Origin of the sequence: Lysobacter cavernae, from assembly GCF_042648505.1 — a bacterium.
GTDB lineage: Bacteria > Pseudomonadota > Gammaproteobacteria > Xanthomonadales > Xanthomonadaceae > Lysobacter_L > Lysobacter_L cavernae.
In genome coordinates this window covers 325,950-342,647 of sequence record NZ_JBHRXK010000004.1, presented here as the reverse complement: position 1 = coordinate 342,647, position 16,698 = coordinate 325,950, and the positions used below count along the sequence as shown (strand labels likewise).

The following is a 16,698-nucleotide window of genomic DNA, read 5'->3' as shown; positions in this document are numbered from 1 at the left end:
GAACCCAGCGACGTTGCTCTTTGCTATGTGACTTGAAGCAACAACCAAAGCTTCCGTCCGCTGCGCGGCCGGGTCACTTTCTCTTGCTGGCCCAAGAGAACGTAACCAAAGAGAAAGGCTTTCCTCGACAAATCAGCCCCACGATTGGAAGCGCTAAGGGGATTTTCCGACTCGCCATCCTGGCTTGGTCGGAAAACGGCGCACATCCATGTGCGCCGCCCTCCGGGTCTGTTGAGATAATCGACTGCTTAGTACAGAAGGAGGCTCTTTCATGAGCCGCCTCGTCATCGTCTCCAACCGCGTCGCCCTGCCCGGCGTGGCCAGCGCTGGCGGGCTTGCCGTGGCCTTGCAGGCCGCGCTGGAGGAAACCGGCGGGTTGTGGTTCGGTTGGAGCGGCAAGATCGTCCCTGGCGCATCCGGCCAGCTCCACGAACTCGACCACGGTGGCATCCGCTACGCCACCGTCGATTTGTCCAAGCGCGACCACGCCGACTACTACAACGGCTTCGCCAACCGCACGCTGTGGCCACTGCTGCACTTCCGCGTCGACCTGGCCGACTACAGCCGCGTCACCTACACCGCCTATCGCCGCGTCAACGCGCTGTTCGCCGAGAAGCTGGCGCCCTTGCTGCGCGAGGACGACATCGTCTGGGTGCACGACTACCACCTGATCCCGATGGCCAAGCTGCTGCGCGAGCTGGGCGTGCGTTGCCGGCTTGGCTTCTTCCTGCACGTACCGATGCCGTCGTGCGACCTGCTGGCAGCGTTGCCGCATCACGAGCGTCTGTTCGAAGGGCTGTCGTCGTACGATCTGGTCGGCTTCCAGACCGAGCGCGACCTCGAACGTTTCCAGGATTACGTGCGCCTGTTCGGACGCGGTCGCGTGATCGAACACGGTGTGCTGGAGACGGCCAAAGGCAAACGCCTGCGCGCCGGCGCGTTCCCGATCAGCATTGATACCGGGCACATCGCCGCGCAAGCCGCAGCCGCGGTCGGCAAGGCCAGCGTCAAGCGGCTCGCCGCGAGCCTGTCCGGCCGCGCACTGGCGATCGGCGTCGACCGCCTCGATTACTCGAAAGGCTTGCCCGAACGCTTTCGCGCGTTCGCGCATTTCCTCAAGCGCCATCCACAGCACCTGGGCAAGCTGACCTACCTGCAGATCGCACCGGTATCGCGCGGTGAGGTGGTCGAGTACCAGCACTTGCGCAACGAACTCGAGCAATTGGCCGGCCACATCAACGGCGGCCATGCCGAGCCGGACTGGACGCCGGTGCGTTACGTCAACCGCAACTACCCACATGCATCACTGACCGGCTTCTACCGCTTGGCCCGCGTCGGCCTGGTCACGCCGCTGCGTGACGGCATGAACCTGGTGGCCAAGGAGTTCATCGCCGCACAGGACCCGGACAACCCCGGCGTACTGGTGCTGTCGACCTTCGCCGGCGCCGCGCGCGAGCTCGACAGCGCGCTGCTGGTGAACCCCTACGACATCGACGGTGTCGCCGATGCCATCGCCCTGGCGATGGAGATGCCGCTGGCCGAACGTCGCGAGCGATGGCAGACGATGATGACGTGGCTGCGCACGCACGACATCACCGCTTGGCGGCGGAGCTTCCTGGCGGCGCTGCGGGAGGAGTGACGAGCATGGCAACGCCACTCCGTCCGCCCTTCGATTTCGCTACGCGACACTCAGGACGGACGGTGATCCGATACCGCCCCTATAGGAATACTCACAGCCGCGAAGTCGGCTGCAGAATCTCGACCCAGTAACCGTCCGGGTCCTTGATGAAGGCGATGTCCTTCATGCGGCCATCGGTGAGGCGCTTCTGGAACGGCACGCCGAGTTGCTCGAAACGCGCACACGCCGCCTCGACGTCGGGCACCGACACGCAGATGTGGCCAAAGCCGCGCGGCTCGCCGTTGCCGTCGTGGTAGGCAAAGCCGGGGTCGTTCTGCGTGCCGTGGTTGTGGGTCAGCTCGAGCACGCCCGGCTGGCTCAGCAGCCACTCGCCGCGGGCGGGCTCTTCGGCCGGTATCCGCGCCGGGTCGTCGACCAGCACCAGGAAGTACAGGCTGAACTTGGCCTCGTCGAACACGCGCTGGCGCACCAGGGTGAAGCCGAGCACACGGGTGTAGAAATCCAGCGCCTTCGCAGCGTCCTTGACGCGCAGCATGGTGTGGTTGAACACGAACTGGTGGGTGGCAGCGTCGCGGTCGGCGGTGACACCGGGGATGGCGTTGAGTTCGCTTTGCAGGGACATGGTGGGATTTTCGTGACGGGGGGATGAGATGCCTCAGTTTTCGTCATCCCCGCGAAGGCGGGGATCCATGGACGTCAAGCCGTTGAAAGCAAAGTCCATGGGTTCCCGCCTTTGCGGGAATGACGAGTCAAACTACTGATTCGCTACCACAAGATGCGGCCGACCTTGCCGTAATCAAGCAGCATTGCCACTTTGCGGCGCTGCATGACGCTGCAGCGACAGCCCGCCCAGCAGCACCGCCAGCGCAACATAAGCACCTGCGAACTGCCACAAAATGTTCTTCGCCAGCCCCTGCACCATCCACGGCCAATAGACGCTGCCGCGCGGGTCGACCGAATGGATGAAGCCGAACAGCGTCAGCACTGCGCCAATCAGCAGCACCAGCGCGGCGCGGCGATAACGTTGCTCGATCATCGCCACCAGCGCGGTCGACCAGATCATCGCGGTGATGATGAAGCCGTTGCCGAGGGTGACGATCGTCGCCAGGTCCGGCAGGCCGTGGCCGTCAACGCCGTTGTACAGCGCGGCGTAACGTGCCGGCTCGATCCACGCCGAATTGCCGAGCTTGATCACCAGCAGATAGGCGATCGACGGCAGGAACGCCAGCGCCACCGCCGGCGCATGCTTGCGCGGGCTGTCGTGGAAGGCCTGCACGGTGATGTCCATGCCGACGTAGACGATGATCGGCGCCAACACCGCGATCGGCAGCCACTGCACCAGCCCGGACACGTAGCCGAGCATGCCACCGAGGCCGATGAACAAGCCGGTCAGCAGCGTGTAGCCCATGCGCGCGCCCATGTGCTTGTACGCGGGCTGGCCGATGTACGGCGTGGTCTGGGCAACGCCGCCGCAGAAGCCAGCGACCAGCGTCGATACGGCTTCAGCCAACAGCACGTCGCGGGTGCGGTAGTCGTCGCCGGCGGCACGCGCGCTCTCGCTGACGTTGATGCCACCAACCACCATCAGCAGGCCGAACGGCAGCAGCAGCGGCAGGTAGGGCACGGTGTACGCCAAACCATCGACAAAGCCCAGCGTCGGCAGCGGCAAGGTAAAACGCAGCGGCACCGCGTCGGGCAGCTTGAAGCCGGGCGTGCCCAGGCCGGCCAGGCCGAGGCCGTAATACAGCGCGGTGCCGACGATGAAGGCCAGCAGTACGCCGGGGATGCGCACCGGCAGTTTGCCCTTCGCCACCAGCACGTACAGCAGCAGGCCGAAGGTGACGAAACCGACCACCGGCGAGCGCAAGGTTTCGATCAGCGGCAGGAAGCCCAGCAGCGCGAGCGCCGCGCCGCCGATTGAACCGAGCAGCGCCGCGCGCGGCACCGCGCGGGTGATCGCGTCGCCGAAGAACGACAGCGCCAGCTTCAGCACGCCCATCACCACCAGCGATGCCATGCCGAGTTGCCAGGTCGCCAGCGCGGCCGCCTGTTCGTCCAGGCCCTGCTGCTTGAACGCCACAAACGACGGCCCCAGCACCAGCAGTGCCATGCCGATGCTGGTTGGCGCATCCAGGCCAAGCGGCATCGCGGTGACGTCGTCGCGGCCGGTTTTCTGTGCGAGGCGCCGCGCCATCCAGGTGTAGATCAGGTTGCCGACCAGCACGCCGAGCGCGGTGCCGGGGAACATCCGCGCGAACACGACCTCGGCCGGGAACTGGAAGATGCCGATCAGCGCGACGGAAATGAAGCCGAGGATCGACAGGTTGTCGACGACCAGGCCGAAGAAGCCGTTGATGTCGCCAGCGACGAACCAGCGGCGGGAGGGTGCGTTGGGCATGGCCGGCGGCTCAGGAAGACTGCGGGCATCGTAGCCGAGTGGAGAGGCAATACGCGGCCAAACGCAAGCAACACCGCCTCCATCACCGTTCATCCTGAGCGTAGGCCGCGGGCCGAAAGCCTGCCCTGAGCATGTCGAAGGGTTGAAGGATGAGCGAACTGAAGCGCATCCGCTCCATCCGCCCTTCGACTTCGCTCGCTCAGAGCGAACGGTGTCAGCAACCCGGCACGCCGATAAGCTCAGAACGACACGTCGACCGCCTGTCGCGTCCATAGCACCGACTCGTGGCCGGTCGCGCGCTTCCACGCCAGCCGGATCGCCTCGATGTCGGCGCTGCGCTGAGCACTGCCCTCGTGCAGCACGACCAGGATCTTGCTGCGCTGGCGCACCAGTCGGCCCTGCTCACGAAACAGCCACTGGCCGTAACCGTCCAACACCGTGAGTCCGTCCGGGAAACGCGGCGTGATTTCGCTATCGAGAAAAGCACGCCACTGCGCCTCGTCCACCGTATCGCTGCCGTCCTCGTTGCCGACCGCGAAGTACAGCTCGCTGCGCACCCAGCCCGCCCCCTGTGCAGGCCGCGCCGCATCACCGTGCATCGCGGCGCCGGGGACGTTAGCCGGTGCGGTCGCGCAACCGGTCATGCCGGTCGCGGTCAGCCATGCGAGCGCCGCGATCAGGCCCAGTGCGCGGCGGCGCCCGATCCAGCCGGTCATGGCTCGGATCGCTCGAACAGCAGGAACGACACCGGGTCGTCGGGGTCCAGGCCATGCGCCGCCAGCAGCGCGCGTCCGCTGTCGGATTGCATCGCCGCGAAGCGGTAGCGTTGCCGGCGGTCGTGCCGCAGCAGGAAGTGCACCCAGCCGTTGCACAGCACGCAGACGCCGTCGAACACGATGACGGCCTCATCGACTAGCGCGGGCAAGGGGTCAGTCGACATCGAGCCAGCCCCGGTAGTGCACCAGCAGGCCCACCCACGGCAGTGCTGCGGTGACATCGAACCGGTAGCGGTGATCGCGCGCGTACTCGTGCGCCTGCACCTGCTCGAACCAGGCCGCCGGCAACGGCACACCGAGCACGCGCACCTGCGCCAAGCGCCAGACGACGGCATGGCCTTCACCGGGGCGTGTCTCCACGTCTAGATGGAAGCCAAATAGCACCGGGCCCAGGCGTTCGCACAGCAAACCCTCGCGTCCCCACAACCGCGAGCGCATCGCGCGGCCGGCAAACACGCGCGCCCAACGTTCGCGGCCGCGGTCGGCGGCGATCTCGACCTTGATCGGGCCACGCCCAGCGCGCGGCAACCGCGTCGCCCATGCACACAGACGCGCGAGCAGGCCGGTACCGCGTTCGACCTCGACCTTGCCGTGATAGCGCCATTGCCCATCGCGCGCGTGCAGCCGCTGCACGCTGGGCGGCAGGCGCTCGAATGCTGCGCCGAGCAGCTGCCGATACAGCGTGGGCGGCGGCGCGGCGGCCATGCTCAGCGCGCGGGCTCGCCGGGCTGCAACCAGATCAGCGAGGCCATGCGGCCGGTGCGCTGGTCGCGACGGTGCGAGTAGAAGCGTTGCCGGTCGGAAATCGTGCACAACCCGCCGCCGTGGACACGCTCGCCGGCGACACCGGCTCCGGCCAGGCGCCGCCGCGCCAACGCGTACAGATCGACGCGCCAATGGTGCGGGCGCGTGCTGGTGAAGGCGCTGCCATTGCCCCAGTCCTGCGAGACGAAGGCGTCGTACACCTCTTCGCCGACCTCGTACTGCTGCGGTCCGGCCGCTGGCCCCAGCCAGGCGAGGACCTGTTCGGCTGGCGTGCGCATCGCCGCCAGCGTGGCCTCGAGCACGCCGCCGGCGAGCCCGCGCCAGCCCGCGTGTGCGGCGGCGACCTCGTTGCCGTCGACGGCGCAGAACAGCACCGGCATGCAGTCGGCGGTGAGGATGGACAGCACCACGCCGGCGCTCGCCGTGACCGCGGCATCGGCCTCCGGCTCCGGTGCATCGGGCAACCCCGGCGCATCGAAGCGCACGACTCCGCGGCCGTGCACCTGGCGCAGCCAGTGCGGCGGTGACGGCAACCGCGCGTATTCGGCCAGCAACGCGCGGTTGCGCAGCACCGCCTCGACCGAATCGCGCGACTCGCCATGCAGCGTGCCGAGATTGAAGTGGTCGAACGGAGGCTCGGACACGCCCAGGCCGTGACGCAGCGTGGTGAACGCGCGCACCGACGGCGGCGCCGGCCAGTCCGCCGTCAGCCACGCCGCCGCCATGCTCAGCGCGCCTTCTCGGCGGCGATGCGGCTGTCGTCGTGCAGCACCTGCACCAGCTGCTGCATGTCGGCCGGCATCGGTGCGCTGCAACGCACCGGCTCGCCGGTGACCGGGTGCGCGAACTCCAGGGTCTCCGCGTGCAGGGCTTGGCGCTTGAAGCCGCGCAGCCCCGCGATCAGTTCCTCGGTCGCGCCCTTGGGCAGCTTGAGCGGACCGCCGTAGAGCGGGTCGCCAATGATCGGGTGCTTGAGGTGCGCCATGTGCACGCGGATCTGGTGGGTGCGACCGGTTTCCAGGCGGCACTCCAGCAGGGTGTGCGCGCGGAAGCGCTCGCGCAGGCGGAAGTGGGTGACCGCATCGCGACCGTCTTCGCGCACCGCCATGCGGATGCGGTCGCGCGGGTGGCGGTCGATCGGCGCGTTGGCGGTGCCGCCGGAGACCAGCGCACCGACCACGACCGCCAGGTACTGGCGGTGCACCTCGCGCGACGACAATTGAGTAACCAGCGCGGTGTGCGCCGGCAGCGTGCGCGCCACCACCATCACGCCGGAGGTGTCCTTGTCGAGCCGGTGCACGATGCCGGCGCGCGGCAGCAGGCTCAACGACGGATCGCGGTGCAGCAGCGCGTTGACCAGGGTGCCGGCCGGATTGCCGGCGCCGGGATGCACCACCAACCCGGCGGGCTTGTTGATGACGATGACATGCTCGTCCTCGTACAGCACGTCGAGGGCGATGTCCTCCGGCTCGGAATGGGTCTGCACCTCGAGTGCGGCGTTCAGCGTGACCGTCTCGCCGCCGCGCACCGGATCGCGCGGACGTACCTGGCGACCGTCGAGGAGGGCGTCGCCGGACTTGATCCACGCCGCCAGCTTGGAGCGCGAATAATCCGGAAACAGTTCGGCCAGTACCGCGTCGAAGCGGCGACCGGCGCTGCTGTCCGGGACCATGGCTTGCTGGGGGACGGTGGTTTCGTTCATCAGAGGGGCAGGATTCAGGGGCACGGCGTGGGGACTGCTATTATCCGGTCTTCGTGCCTCCGGCGCCCGTCGAACCTGCCATGACCCTACGTTCCGCCCCGCTGCGTCTGCTGACCCTGCTGTTGATCGTCGCCTTCGCCAGCGGCTGTGGCAAATTCTTCAAGGACAAGGACGCGGACGAGGGCCAGCCGGTCGAGCAGCTCTACGAGAAGGCCCACACCTCGATGACCAACGGCAACTGGTCGGCGGCCGAGGCCACCTTCAAGCGCCTGGTCGCGCAGTACCCGTACGGCCCCTACACCGAGCAGGCGCTGGTCGAGACCGCCTACGCCCAGTACAAGTCGGGCAAGCACGACGACGCGATCAGCAGCATCGACCGCTTCATCCGCACCTACCCGACCCACCGCAATACCTCTTATATGTACTACCTGCGTGGCCTGACCAACTCCAGCCGCGACACGGTATTCCTGCAGCAGGTCTGGAGCCTGGACGCCAGCCGTCGCGACCTGGCCACGCCACTGCAGGCCTTCAACGACTTCTCGATCGTCGCCGACCGCTACCCGAACAGCCGCTACGCGCAGGACGCGCGCAAGCGCATGCGCGGCCTGCGCGACATGTTCGCCCGCCACGAGCTCGACACGGCCATCTACTACCTGCGCCGCACCGCCTTTGTGGCCGCCGCCGACCGCGCCAAGTTCCTGCTCGAGACCTACCCGCAGAGCCAGTACCAGAACGACGCCGTCGCCGTCCTGGCCGTGGCCTACACCGGCCTGGGCAACGAGACCTTGGCCACGGACGCCAAGCGCGTGCTGCAGCAGAACCAGCCGGAGCATCCTTACCTGACGGGCAAGTGGCCCGACTACCCGAGCAACTGGCGCAAGCTCAACCCGTTTGCGGGCGAGAAGTCGGCGCTGGACAACGACTGAGCGCCGCAAGCAGGCTCTGACAAAACGCCGCCTCCGGGTGGCGTTTTGCTTTCTGGCTTCGGCTTCGGCCTATTGGGCTCTTGGCCTCTTAGCCTTTTCGCAATTCGTTGATCGCCAGGATGGCTTCCAGACCCGGAGGGCAGCGCACATGGAAGTGCGCCGTCCCGCAAAAGGGGACTTCCTTCGGTCGTTTTCCGACCGAGCCATGGATGGCGAGTCGGAAAATCCCCATAGCCATTCCGACATGGGGCTGACTTGTCGAGGAAGGCCGTTTCTTTTGGTTACTTTCGACCGAAGGGAGTCCTCTTCGGATCTTTGGGCCAGCAAAGAAAAGTGACCCGGCCGCGGCAGCGGACGGAAGCCTTTGCTTTCAAGCCCAAGCAAATCAAAGACAGGCCAAGTCAAAGGCTTTCGCGCTGACGCGCGAGTTACTTTCTCTTGCTTGCCCAAGAGAAAGTAACCAAAGAGAAGGGCAGCTCCTCGACAGGGCAAACCTATGGCTCAGGCACTACGGGTGATTTCCCGACTCGGCATCCTGCCTCGACGGGAAACGGCGTGCATCCATGCACGCCGTCCTTCGGGTCTAGGTGCTTGGTCGGGCTCGGTGCGACTGTGGTGCGGCAAACGGCAACCGATAACTCCGGTTTTCACCGGAATAAAAGGCGGCTACGCGTCAGCCCCGATACCCATTACTGATCGGATACCGCCGCTCCCGCCCGAACGCGCGCCGCGACACCTTCGGCCCCGGCGCGGCCTGATGGCGCTTCCACTCGCTGATCCGCACCAGCCGCAGCACCTTGTCGACCGTGGCCGCGTCGAACCCGGCCGCGACGATCTCCTCGCGCGACTGCTCCTGGTCGACATGGCGCAGCAGGATCGCGTCGAGCACGTCATACGGCGGCAGCGAATCCTGATCCTTCTGGTTCTCGCGCAGCTCGGCCGACGGCGGCCGGTCGATCACACCCTGCGGAATCACACGATCGCCAACGGTGTTGCGCCAGCGTGCCAGCGCGAACACCTCGGTCTTGTAGAGGTCCTTGAGCGGCGCATAGCCGCCGCACATGTCGCCGTAGATGGTGGCGTAACCGACCGCGTACTCACTCTTGTTGCCGGTGGTCAGCAGTAGACCGCCGAACTTGTTGCTCATCGCCATCAGCAGCGCGCCGCGCGTGCGCGACTGCAGGTTTTCCTCGGCGGTGTCGACCGGGCGGTCGCCGAAGTGCTCGGCCAGTGCGTCCAGGTAGCCCTGGAACGGCTTCTCGATCGGCAATGTCAGCAGCTTCACGCCCTGCATCGCGCATTGCTCGGCGGCCAGGTCGTTGGACAGGTCGGCGGTGTAGCGCGACGGCATGCGTACCGCGGTGACGTTGTCGGCACCGAGCGCGTCGACCGCGATCGCCAGCACCAGCGACGAGTCGATGCCGCCGGACAGGCCCAGCCATATCTTGTCGAAACCGTTCTTGCGGCAATAGTCGCGGGTGCCGCGCACCACCGCGCGCCAGGCCAGTGCGTCGCGGCTTTCATCGCCGTCCTCGACCCACTCCAGCGACGAGAACCGGCGCGAATCCGGATCGAACTCGACCACCAGCCATTGATCGGTGAACGCGGCCGCAGCCGGGTGCACGGTGCCGTCGCCGTCGGCAACGACCGAGGCGCCGTCGAACACCAGCGCGTCCTGCCCACCGACCACGTTGAGGTAGGCGACGGCGACGCCGGTTTCGTGCACGCGCTGCGCCAGCAGCGCATCGCGTTGCGCGTGCTTGTCACGCTCGAACGGCGAAGCGTTGGGCACCAGCACCAGCTCGGCCCCCTTGGCCACGGTGGAAGCCAGCGGTTCGGTGAACCACAGGTCCTCGCAGATGATCAGGCCGACCTGCACGCCGTCGACATCGAACACGCAGTCCTCACGGTCGGGATCGACATCAAAGTAGCGGCGCTCGTCGAACACCGCGTAGTTGGGCAGCTCGCGCTTGCGGTAGGTGTGCGCGACATGGCCGTCGCGCAGCACGCTGGCGGCGTTGTAGACCACGCTGCCGGCCGCCTGCGGCCAACCGACCACGGCGACGATGCCCTGGGTGGCCGCGGCAATGCGCGTGATCGCCTGCTCGCAATCGGCGAGGAAACTCGGCCGCAGCAGCAGGTCCTCGGGCGGGTAACCGCACAGCGCCAATTCGGGGAACAGCACCACGTCGGCGCCGTACTCGTCGCGCGCCTGCACGATCATCTCGGCGATGCGTTCGGCGTTGTGGTGCACGGCACCGACCGGGAAGTCGAACTGCGCAAGGGCGAGACGTAGCGTCATGCGGTTTCTCTTTGTTCGCAGGGCTGAAACAAAGAAGGGCCGCACGAGGCGGCCCTTCCGGGTGTTGCGTGCAGGCGAAGTTTACTTCGCCAGGCGCTTGGCAATCGCCGCGCCGAGGTCGCCTGGCGACTTCACCGTGGTGACGCCAGCCGCTTCCATCGCCGCGAACTTGCCCTCGGCCGTGCCCGAACCGCCCGAGGCGATCGCACCGGCGTGGCCCATGCGCTTGCCCTTCGGCGCCGAGGCGCCGGCGATGAAGCCGACCACCGGCTTGGTCACGTACTGGCTGATGAACTCGGCGGCTTCTTCCTCGGCCGAACCGCCGATCTCGCCGACCATGATGATGCCTTCGGTCTGCGGATCGTCCTGGAACCACTTCAGCGCGTCGATGAAGTTGGTGCCGTTGATCGGGTCGCCGCCAATACCAATACAGGTCGACTGGCCCAGGCCGACGTCGGTGGTCTGCTTGACCGCTTCATAGGTCAGCGTGCCCGAGCGCGAGACGATGCCGATCTTGCCCGGCAGGTGGATGTGGCCCGGCATGATGCCGATCTTGCACTCGCCCGGCGTGATCACGCCCGGGCAGTTCGGACCGACCAGCACGACGTCATCGAAGCCGTTGAGCACGTTCTTCACGCGCAGCATGTCCAGCACCGGGATGCCCTCGGTGATGCAGACGATGACCTTGATGCCGGCGTCAGCCGCTTCCAGGATCGCGTCGGCCGCGAACGGCGGCGGCACGTAGATGACCGAAGCGTCGGCGCCGGTCTCGTTGACCGCATCGGCGACGGTGTTGAAGACCGGCAGGCCGAGGTGGACGGTGCCGCCCTTGCCCGGGGTCACGCCACCGACGACCTGGGTGCCGTACTCGAGCATCTGCTCGGCGTGGAAGGTGCCCTGCGAGCCGGTGAAGCCCTGGACGATCACCTTGGTGTTCTTGTTGATCAAAACGGACATTGTTTAAGTCCCTACAAATCTTGAGTTGGCTGGCTTCGGATACACCGGACATTGGCTAGGCCAATGTCCGCGCGGCATGCCTCCACAACCCCACCTCGGCGCTTCGCGCCGAGGTCGCCCCTTGACTCAAGGGGCTGGGCGTCGGATTGCAATCGCGCTTGCGTTCCTCAGGCCCCGGCGACGGCAGCAACCGCCTTCTTGGCACCGTCGTTGATGTCGTCGGCAGGCGTGATGGCCAGGCCGGAGTTCTTCAGCAGCTCCTTGCCAGCCTCGACGTTCGTGCCTTCAAGACGCACGATCACCGGCACCTTGACGTCGACTTCCTTGACCGCGGCGATGATGCCCTCGGCGATCATGTCGCAGCGGACGATGCCGCCGAAGATGTTGACGAAGATCGCCTTGACCTTGTCGCTCGACAGGATCAGCTTGAACGCCTCGGTCACGCGTGCCTTGGTGGCGCCGCCGCCGACGTCGAGGAAGTTGGCCGGCGAGCCGCCGTTGAGCGAGATCACGTCCATCGTCGCCATCGCCAGGCCGGCGCCGTTGACCATGCAGCCGATGTTGCCGTCCATGGTGACGTAGTTGAGGTCGTGCTGGCTGGCCAGCACCTCGGTCTCGTCTTCCTGGCGGATGTCGCGCATCGCCACCAGTTCCGGGTGGCGGAACGAGGCGTTGTCGTCGGAATCGATCTTGCCGTCGAGCACGGCCAGGTCGCCGTTGGTGAGGATCGCCAGCGGGTTCAGCTCGACCAGCGCCAGGTCCTTCTCGTTGAACAGCTTGTACAGGCCCAGCATGATCTTGGTCAGCTGGCCGACCTGCTTGGCGTTCAGGCCCAGGCCGAAGCCGAGGTTGCGGCATTCGAACGGCTGCAGGCCCTGCACGTAGTTGACGTGCAGCGTCTTGATCGCCTCCGGCTTCTCGGCGGCCACCTGCTCGATGTCCATGCCGCCTTCGGCCGAGGCGATGAAGGTGATCGACTTGGTCGAGCGGTCGACCAGCACCGACAGGTACAGCTCCTTGGCGATGTCGGTGCCTTCGCACACCAGCACCGAGTCGATCGGCAGTTCGACGCCGGCCGTCTGGTAGGTCGCCATCTTGGTGCCGAGCATGGCCGCCGTGTACTGCTTCACTTCGTCAAACGACTTGGCCAGCTTGACGCCGCCGGCCTTGCCGCGGCCACCGGCGTGGATCTGCGCCTTGACCACCCACAGGTCGCCGGGGATGGCCTTGGCCGCTGCGACGGCCTCATCCGGAGTGCGCGCAACGCGCCCGGCCGGCACCGCGATGCCGTAGTCGGCAAACAGCTGCTTTGCCTGATATTCGTGAAAATTCATGCGTCACCGAGGGGAGTGAAAAGAATCCCCGCGGTCCAGCGCCGAACATCCGGCCGAGCGCGAGGGGGCCGTATTGTCGCCGATCGACGCGCCCCCGGCAAAACCGACCCGGGTCGGGCGCGGCTTTGCCTTTCCTGTCGCCGCCGCATGCAGGCGGCCGATTGGCCGTGCGGGCCGGCGCCCTATACTCGCCGGCACCCCGCCCGCCCAGGACCGCCGCTTGTCGCCAGGTTTCGCCCCGCTCGATGCCGCCGATGCCGACCGCGCTCTGCGCCGTGAACTCTATTTCTTCACCCTGTACCGCCTGCTCGAGGCGGCGCTGCTGGTGTTCTTCCTGTTCGGCCCGACCACCGGCCTGATCGATCCGCCCCGCCACGACCTGTTCGCGCGCTCGGTCGCCCTGTCCTATCTGTTCATCGCCGCGCTGCTGTTCGCCTTCGGCCGCCGTGGCGAGTTGCGCAGCCAGGCGCTGACCGGCATCGCCGCCGACCTGTTCTTCGGCATCCTCGCCATCCACGCCATGCCCGGCGCCGGTACCGGCATCGCCCTGATGTTGATGTTCAACGTCGGCGCCGCCGCCTTGCTGCTGCCCGCGCGCTACGGCCTCAGCGCGGCCGCCGTAGCCGTGGCCGGGCTGATCGCCGAGTTCCTGTGGGCCTCGCTGGCCTCGGAGAGCGAGGGCCGCACCCTGGCCGAGCCGATCATGTTCGCGATCGGCTACGTCGCCATCGCCACCCTGACCAGCATCCTCGGCCGGCAGATGCGCGCCAGCTACGACCTCGCCGAACGCCGTGGCGCCGAGGCCGCGCACCTGGGCGAGGTCAACGAACTGATCATCCGCCGGCTGCGCACCGGGGTGCTGCTAGTGGATCGCCAAGGCCTGGTCCGCCTCGCCAACGAAGCGGCGATGCTGCTGCTCGGCGACGCCGCCGAAGGCGACGAGGCGCCCCCGATCGGCCGGCGCAGCCTGGCCCTGGCCGCCCCCGAGCTGGCGCGGCGACTGGCGATCTGGCGCACCGGCGGCCGCAGCGACGAGAGCCCGGTGCAGCTGGCACCGGACCTGCCCGAGGTGGTGCCGCGCTTCACCCGCCTGCTCGCCGGCAGCGACCAGGTGCTGATCTTCCTCGACGACACCTCGCTGGTGTCGCGCCACGCCGAATCGATGACCCTGGCCACGCTCGGCCGCTTCTCGGCCAGCCTCGCCCACGAGATCCGTAACCCGCTCGCCGCGATCAACTACGCGGTACAGCTGCTCGAGGAGTCCGACGACGTCCCCACCGCCGAGCGGCGCCTGCTTGAGATCATCCGTCAGCAGGGCGTGCGCATGAACGGCATCGTCGAGAACGTGCTGGGCATGGCCCGACGCGAGCCGGCCAAGCCCGAGCACGTCGAGTTGATCGGGTTTGCCCGCCTGTTCGTCGAGGAGTACCTGGCCAGCCACCCGCTCGACCACGACACCCTGCGCGCGACCGGCAAGGTCTCGCGCCTGCCCGCTCTGATCGACCCGCGCCAGCTGCACCAGGTGCTGACCGTGCTGGTGCACAACGCCCTGACCTACGGCCGCATGCCCGGCGAACCGGCCCGGGTGAGCGTGCACGCGTACGCGGACGAGGTCGGCCTGCCGACGATCGACGTGCTCGACCGCGGCCCGGGCATCCCCGAGTCGGTGGCCTCGCGGTTGTTCCGGCCGTTCTTCACCACCTCCAGCCACGGCACCGGCCTGGGCCTGTACATCGCGCGCGAGCTCTGCCGCGCCAACCAGGCCACCCTGGACTACGTGCCGATGCCCGGCGGCGGCGGTTGTTTCCGCATCCGCATCGCCGGTGGCAGCACGTTGCGGCCTGCCTGAATGCGTGCACGCGCGCGCAGCGCGCTTGGCGCGTGATGCAACCTTAAGTTATCGTGAAGGCCGGAGGGAAGCATGGCCGAAACACGCAGTGCATTGGTGGTCGACGACGAACGCGACATTCGCGAACTGCTCGTCATGACCTTGGGACGGATGGGCCTGCGTTGCGACACCGCCTCCACGGTGGCGGAAGCGCGCAGCCAGCTCGTCCGCAATCGCTATGACCTTTGCCTCACCGACATGCGCCTGCCGGATGGCTCGGGCATGGACCTGGTCGCCGAGATCAGCCAGAAGCATCCCAACACCCCGGTCGCGATGATCACCGCCTTCGGCAACGTCGAGGCCGCGGTGGATGCACTCAAGGCCGGGGCGTTCGACTTTGTCGCCAAGCCCGTCGACCTGGCCGTGCTGCGCGACCTGGTGCGCCACGCCCTGGAATTGAACGAGGGCCGCCGCAGCAACGGCCCAGCCCCGACCGACACCGTCGCCTCGCGCCTGTACGGGCAATCGCCGGCGATGACGCAGTTGCGCCAGACCATCGCCAAGGTCGCACGCAGCCAGGCGCCGGTCTACATCGCCGGCGAATCCGGCGTCGGCAAGGAGCTGGTCGCCCGCACCATCCACGCCGAAGGCGGTCGCGCCGGCGGCCCGTTCGTGCCGGTCAACTGCGGCGCGATCCCGGCCGAGCTGATGGAAAGCGAGTTCTTCGGCCACAAGAAGGGCAGCTTCACCGGCGCCCACGTCGACAAGCCCGGCCTGTTCCAGACCGCCGATGGCGGCACCTTGTTCCTCGACGAGATCGCCGAGCTGCCGCTGGCGATGCAGGTCAAGCTGCTGCGCGCGATCCAGGAAAAATCGATCCGCCCGGTCGGCGCCAACGCCGAGGTCACGGTCGACGTGCGCATCCTCTCGGCCACCCACAAGGATCTGGCCGCGCTGGTCGCCGAAGGACGCTTCCGCCAGGACTTGTACTACCGCATCAACGTCATCGAGCTGCGCGTGCCACCGCTGCGCGAGCGCCTCGACGACCTGCCCGGCCTGTCGGCCAAGATCCTCGAACGCCTCGCCGGCCACCAGGGCCGCGCCGTGCCGCGCTTGGGCGAGGACGCAGTCGAAGCGCTGCGCGGCTACGCCTTCCCCGGCAACGTGCGCGAGCTCGAGAACATCCTCGAACGCGCCCTGGCCATGGCCGAGGACGACCGCCTCAGCGCCAGCGACCTGCGCCTGCCGCGGCTCGCCAGCGCGGCACAGCCTATTGCCCCGGCCGCCCAAGCCGCCACCAACCCGGCCACCATCGACCCGCGCACCCTCAACCCGCGCGACACCGCCAGCAGCCCGCTGCCCTCGTACATCGAGGAGATCGAGCGCGCCGCCATCCAGCAGGCCCTGCAGGAAAACCGCTACAACAAGACCCGCACCGCGGCGGCGCTGGGCATCACCTTCCGCGCGCTGCGGTACAAGCTGAAGAAGCTCGGCATCGATTGAGGCTTCACTTCTTCTCGCTCGCGACGCCCAACGGGTATCCAGGGTGGCGGGTAACGATGAGAGCTTTTGCCTTCGCTGGGTTTTGCTCGTCATGCCCGCGAAGGCGGGAGCGATGCGTCGCTGCCTGCAGACCATTGGCTCGCGCGGCGTTGAGCGCCATCGGGCTATGCCCGATGGCTGGGGATCGAAGATCCAGCGAATTGATCCCTTGAAAGCAAAGACGCGGCTCCCGCCCCTATCCACGCGATAGCGACATACAACCGAGCCGTTGTTTCGAGCCTGCTCCAAAGACTCCGGAAGTAACAAAGCTCAGGCGGCCACTTGATTGTCACCTGGGCCGATCGTTCCGATCGGGAACCCCTTGAGGCCGCAGCGTGAGAAGCTCGCCAATCAGCCCCAGGCATGGTTGATTGCCTTGATCACTGCGCCCGCCCAATGGTGACGAACAGCGTCACATCAACTTTTTAAACATGACCCAAAGCGTCACTGCGACCCCGTCCGGAATTGACACTTAGCGTGATCGGCTCGCCAGTTCAGAAAACGTATTCACGGAAAGCACGCTTGGCAC

At 67.1% G+C, this 16,698-nt stretch carries 13 protein-coding genes and 1 pseudogene; 4 read left to right on the top strand and 10 right to left on the bottom strand.

Annotated features, from left to right (window positions below):
- Positions 1-271 precede the first annotated feature (271 nt).
- Positions 272-1,639, top strand: a complete 1,368-nt coding sequence (gene otsA / locus ACFOLC_RS11270; protein ID WP_386759344.1) for an alpha,alpha-trehalose-phosphate synthase (UDP-forming) — start codon at positions 272-274, stop codon at positions 1,637-1,639.
- 91 nt (positions 1,640-1,730) lie between these two features.
- On the opposite strand, the gene gloA is transcribed toward otsA, so the two are convergent.
- From gloA to rluD, 7 genes and pseudogenes are all read right to left on the bottom strand, one after another.
- Positions 1,731-2,261, bottom strand: a complete 531-nt coding sequence (gene gloA / locus ACFOLC_RS11265) for a lactoylglutathione lyase (RefSeq protein WP_386759343.1) — start codon at positions 2,259-2,261, stop codon at positions 1,731-1,733.
- 174 nt (positions 2,262-2,435) lie between these two features.
- Complete coding sequence (locus tag ACFOLC_RS11260; protein ID WP_386759342.1) at positions 2,436-4,037, bottom strand: hypothetical protein; 1,602 nt, start codon at positions 4,035-4,037, stop codon at positions 2,436-2,438.
- A gap of 239 nt (positions 4,038-4,276) precedes the next feature.
- The gene (locus ACFOLC_RS11255) at positions 4,277-4,753 is read right to left on the bottom strand and encodes a DUF3574 domain-containing protein (protein WP_386759341.1); all 477 of its coding nucleotides are present in this window, start codon (positions 4,751-4,753) and stop codon (positions 4,277-4,279) included.
- An 11-nt stretch (positions 4,754-4,764) separates the two neighbouring features.
- A pseudogene (locus ACFOLC_RS11250) lies at positions 4,765-4,977 on the bottom strand (thiol-disulfide oxidoreductase DCC family protein); the annotation flags it as partial.
- Complete coding sequence (locus ACFOLC_RS11245; RefSeq protein WP_386759340.1) at positions 4,967-5,518, bottom strand: DUF4166 domain-containing protein; 552 nt, start codon at positions 5,516-5,518, stop codon at positions 4,967-4,969. The pseudogene ACFOLC_RS11250 and the gene ACFOLC_RS11245, both read right to left, overlap by 11 nt.
- Before the next feature lie 2 nt (positions 5,519-5,520).
- On the bottom strand, positions 5,521-6,309 hold the full coding sequence (gene pgeF / locus ACFOLC_RS11240; RefSeq protein WP_386759422.1) for a peptidoglycan editing factor PgeF: 789 nt from the start codon (positions 6,307-6,309) through the stop codon (positions 5,521-5,523).
- Positions 6,306-7,280, bottom strand: a complete 975-nt coding sequence (gene rluD, locus ACFOLC_RS11235; protein ID WP_386759339.1) for a 23S rRNA pseudouridine(1911/1915/1917) synthase RluD — start codon at positions 7,278-7,280, stop codon at positions 6,306-6,308. Before rluD ends, pgeF begins: the two co-directional genes overlap by 4 nt.
- Positions 7,281-7,360: 80 nt before the next feature.
- On the opposite strand from rluD, the gene ACFOLC_RS11230 reads away from it, so the two are divergent.
- The gene (locus tag ACFOLC_RS11230; protein WP_386759338.1) at positions 7,361-8,206 is read left to right on the top strand and encodes an outer membrane protein assembly factor BamD; all 846 of its coding nucleotides are present in this window, start codon (positions 7,361-7,363) and stop codon (positions 8,204-8,206) included.
- A gap of 673 nt (positions 8,207-8,879) precedes the next feature.
- Here the strand turns inward: ACFOLC_RS11230 and ACFOLC_RS11225 are convergent.
- The 3 genes from ACFOLC_RS11225 to sucC form a co-directional block, all read right to left on the bottom strand.
- Positions 8,880-10,508 (bottom strand): NAD+ synthase, encoded by a 1,629-nt coding sequence (locus ACFOLC_RS11225; RefSeq protein ID WP_386759337.1) that lies wholly within the window; start codon positions 10,506-10,508, stop codon positions 8,880-8,882.
- 81 nt (positions 10,509-10,589) lie between these two features.
- Positions 10,590-11,465, bottom strand: a complete 876-nt coding sequence (sucD, locus tag ACFOLC_RS11220; protein WP_386759336.1) for a succinate--CoA ligase subunit alpha — start codon at positions 11,463-11,465, stop codon at positions 10,590-10,592.
- Positions 11,466-11,632: 167 nt separating this feature from the next.
- The gene (sucC, locus tag ACFOLC_RS11215; protein WP_386759335.1) at positions 11,633-12,799 is read right to left on the bottom strand and encodes an ADP-forming succinate--CoA ligase subunit beta; all 1,167 of its coding nucleotides are present in this window, start codon (positions 12,797-12,799) and stop codon (positions 11,633-11,635) included.
- Between the two features lie 220 nt (positions 12,800-13,019).
- Between sucC and ACFOLC_RS11210 the strand changes: the two genes are divergently transcribed.
- Positions 13,020-14,648: a sensor histidine kinase gene (locus ACFOLC_RS11210; protein ID WP_386759334.1), complete on the top strand. Its 1,629-nt coding sequence runs from the start codon at positions 13,020-13,022 to the stop codon at positions 14,646-14,648.
- A gap of 72 nt (positions 14,649-14,720) precedes the next feature.
- Positions 14,721-16,130 (top strand): sigma-54-dependent transcriptional regulator, encoded by a 1,410-nt coding sequence (locus ACFOLC_RS11205; RefSeq protein WP_386759333.1) that lies wholly within the window; start codon positions 14,721-14,723, stop codon positions 16,128-16,130.
- Positions 16,131-16,698: the final 568 nt, after the last annotated feature.

What these genes read in the sequence shown, in the direction of transcription:
- ACFOLC_RS11255 (WP_386759341.1), bottom strand. Translation starts at nt 4,753, where the DNA reads ATGACCGGCTGGATCGGGCGCCGCCGCGCACTGGGCCTGATCGCGGCG.
- sucD (WP_386759336.1), bottom strand. Translation starts at nt 11,465, where the DNA reads ATGTCCGTTTTGATCAACAAGAACACCAAGGTGATCGTCCAGGGCTTC.
- ACFOLC_RS11260 (WP_386759342.1), bottom strand. Translation starts at nt 4,037, where the DNA reads ATGCCCAACGCACCCTCCCGCCGCTGGTTCGTCGCTGGCGACATCAAC.
- ACFOLC_RS11205 (WP_386759333.1), top strand. Translation starts at nt 14,721, where the DNA reads ATGGCCGAAACACGCAGTGCATTGGTGGTCGACGACGAACGCGACATT.
- ACFOLC_RS11230 (WP_386759338.1), top strand. Translation starts at nt 7,361, where the DNA reads ATGACCCTACGTTCCGCCCCGCTGCGTCTGCTGACCCTGCTGTTGATC.
- gloA (WP_386759343.1), bottom strand. Translation starts at nt 2,261, where the DNA reads ATGTCCCTGCAAAGCGAACTCAACGCCATCCCCGGTGTCACCGCCGAC.
- ACFOLC_RS11225 (WP_386759337.1), bottom strand. Translation starts at nt 10,508, where the DNA reads ATGACGCTACGTCTCGCCCTTGCGCAGTTCGACTTCCCGGTCGGTGCC.
- rluD (WP_386759339.1), bottom strand. Translation starts at nt 7,280, where the DNA reads ATGAACGAAACCACCGTCCCCCAGCAAGCCATGGTCCCGGACAGCAGC.
- otsA (WP_386759344.1), top strand. Translation starts at nt 272, where the DNA reads ATGAGCCGCCTCGTCATCGTCTCCAACCGCGTCGCCCTGCCCGGCGTG.
- ACFOLC_RS11245 (WP_386759340.1), bottom strand. Translation starts at nt 5,518, where the DNA reads ATGGCCGCCGCGCCGCCGCCCACGCTGTATCGGCAGCTGCTCGGCGCA.
- sucC (WP_386759335.1), bottom strand. Translation starts at nt 12,799, where the DNA reads ATGAATTTTCACGAATATCAGGCAAAGCAGCTGTTTGCCGACTACGGC.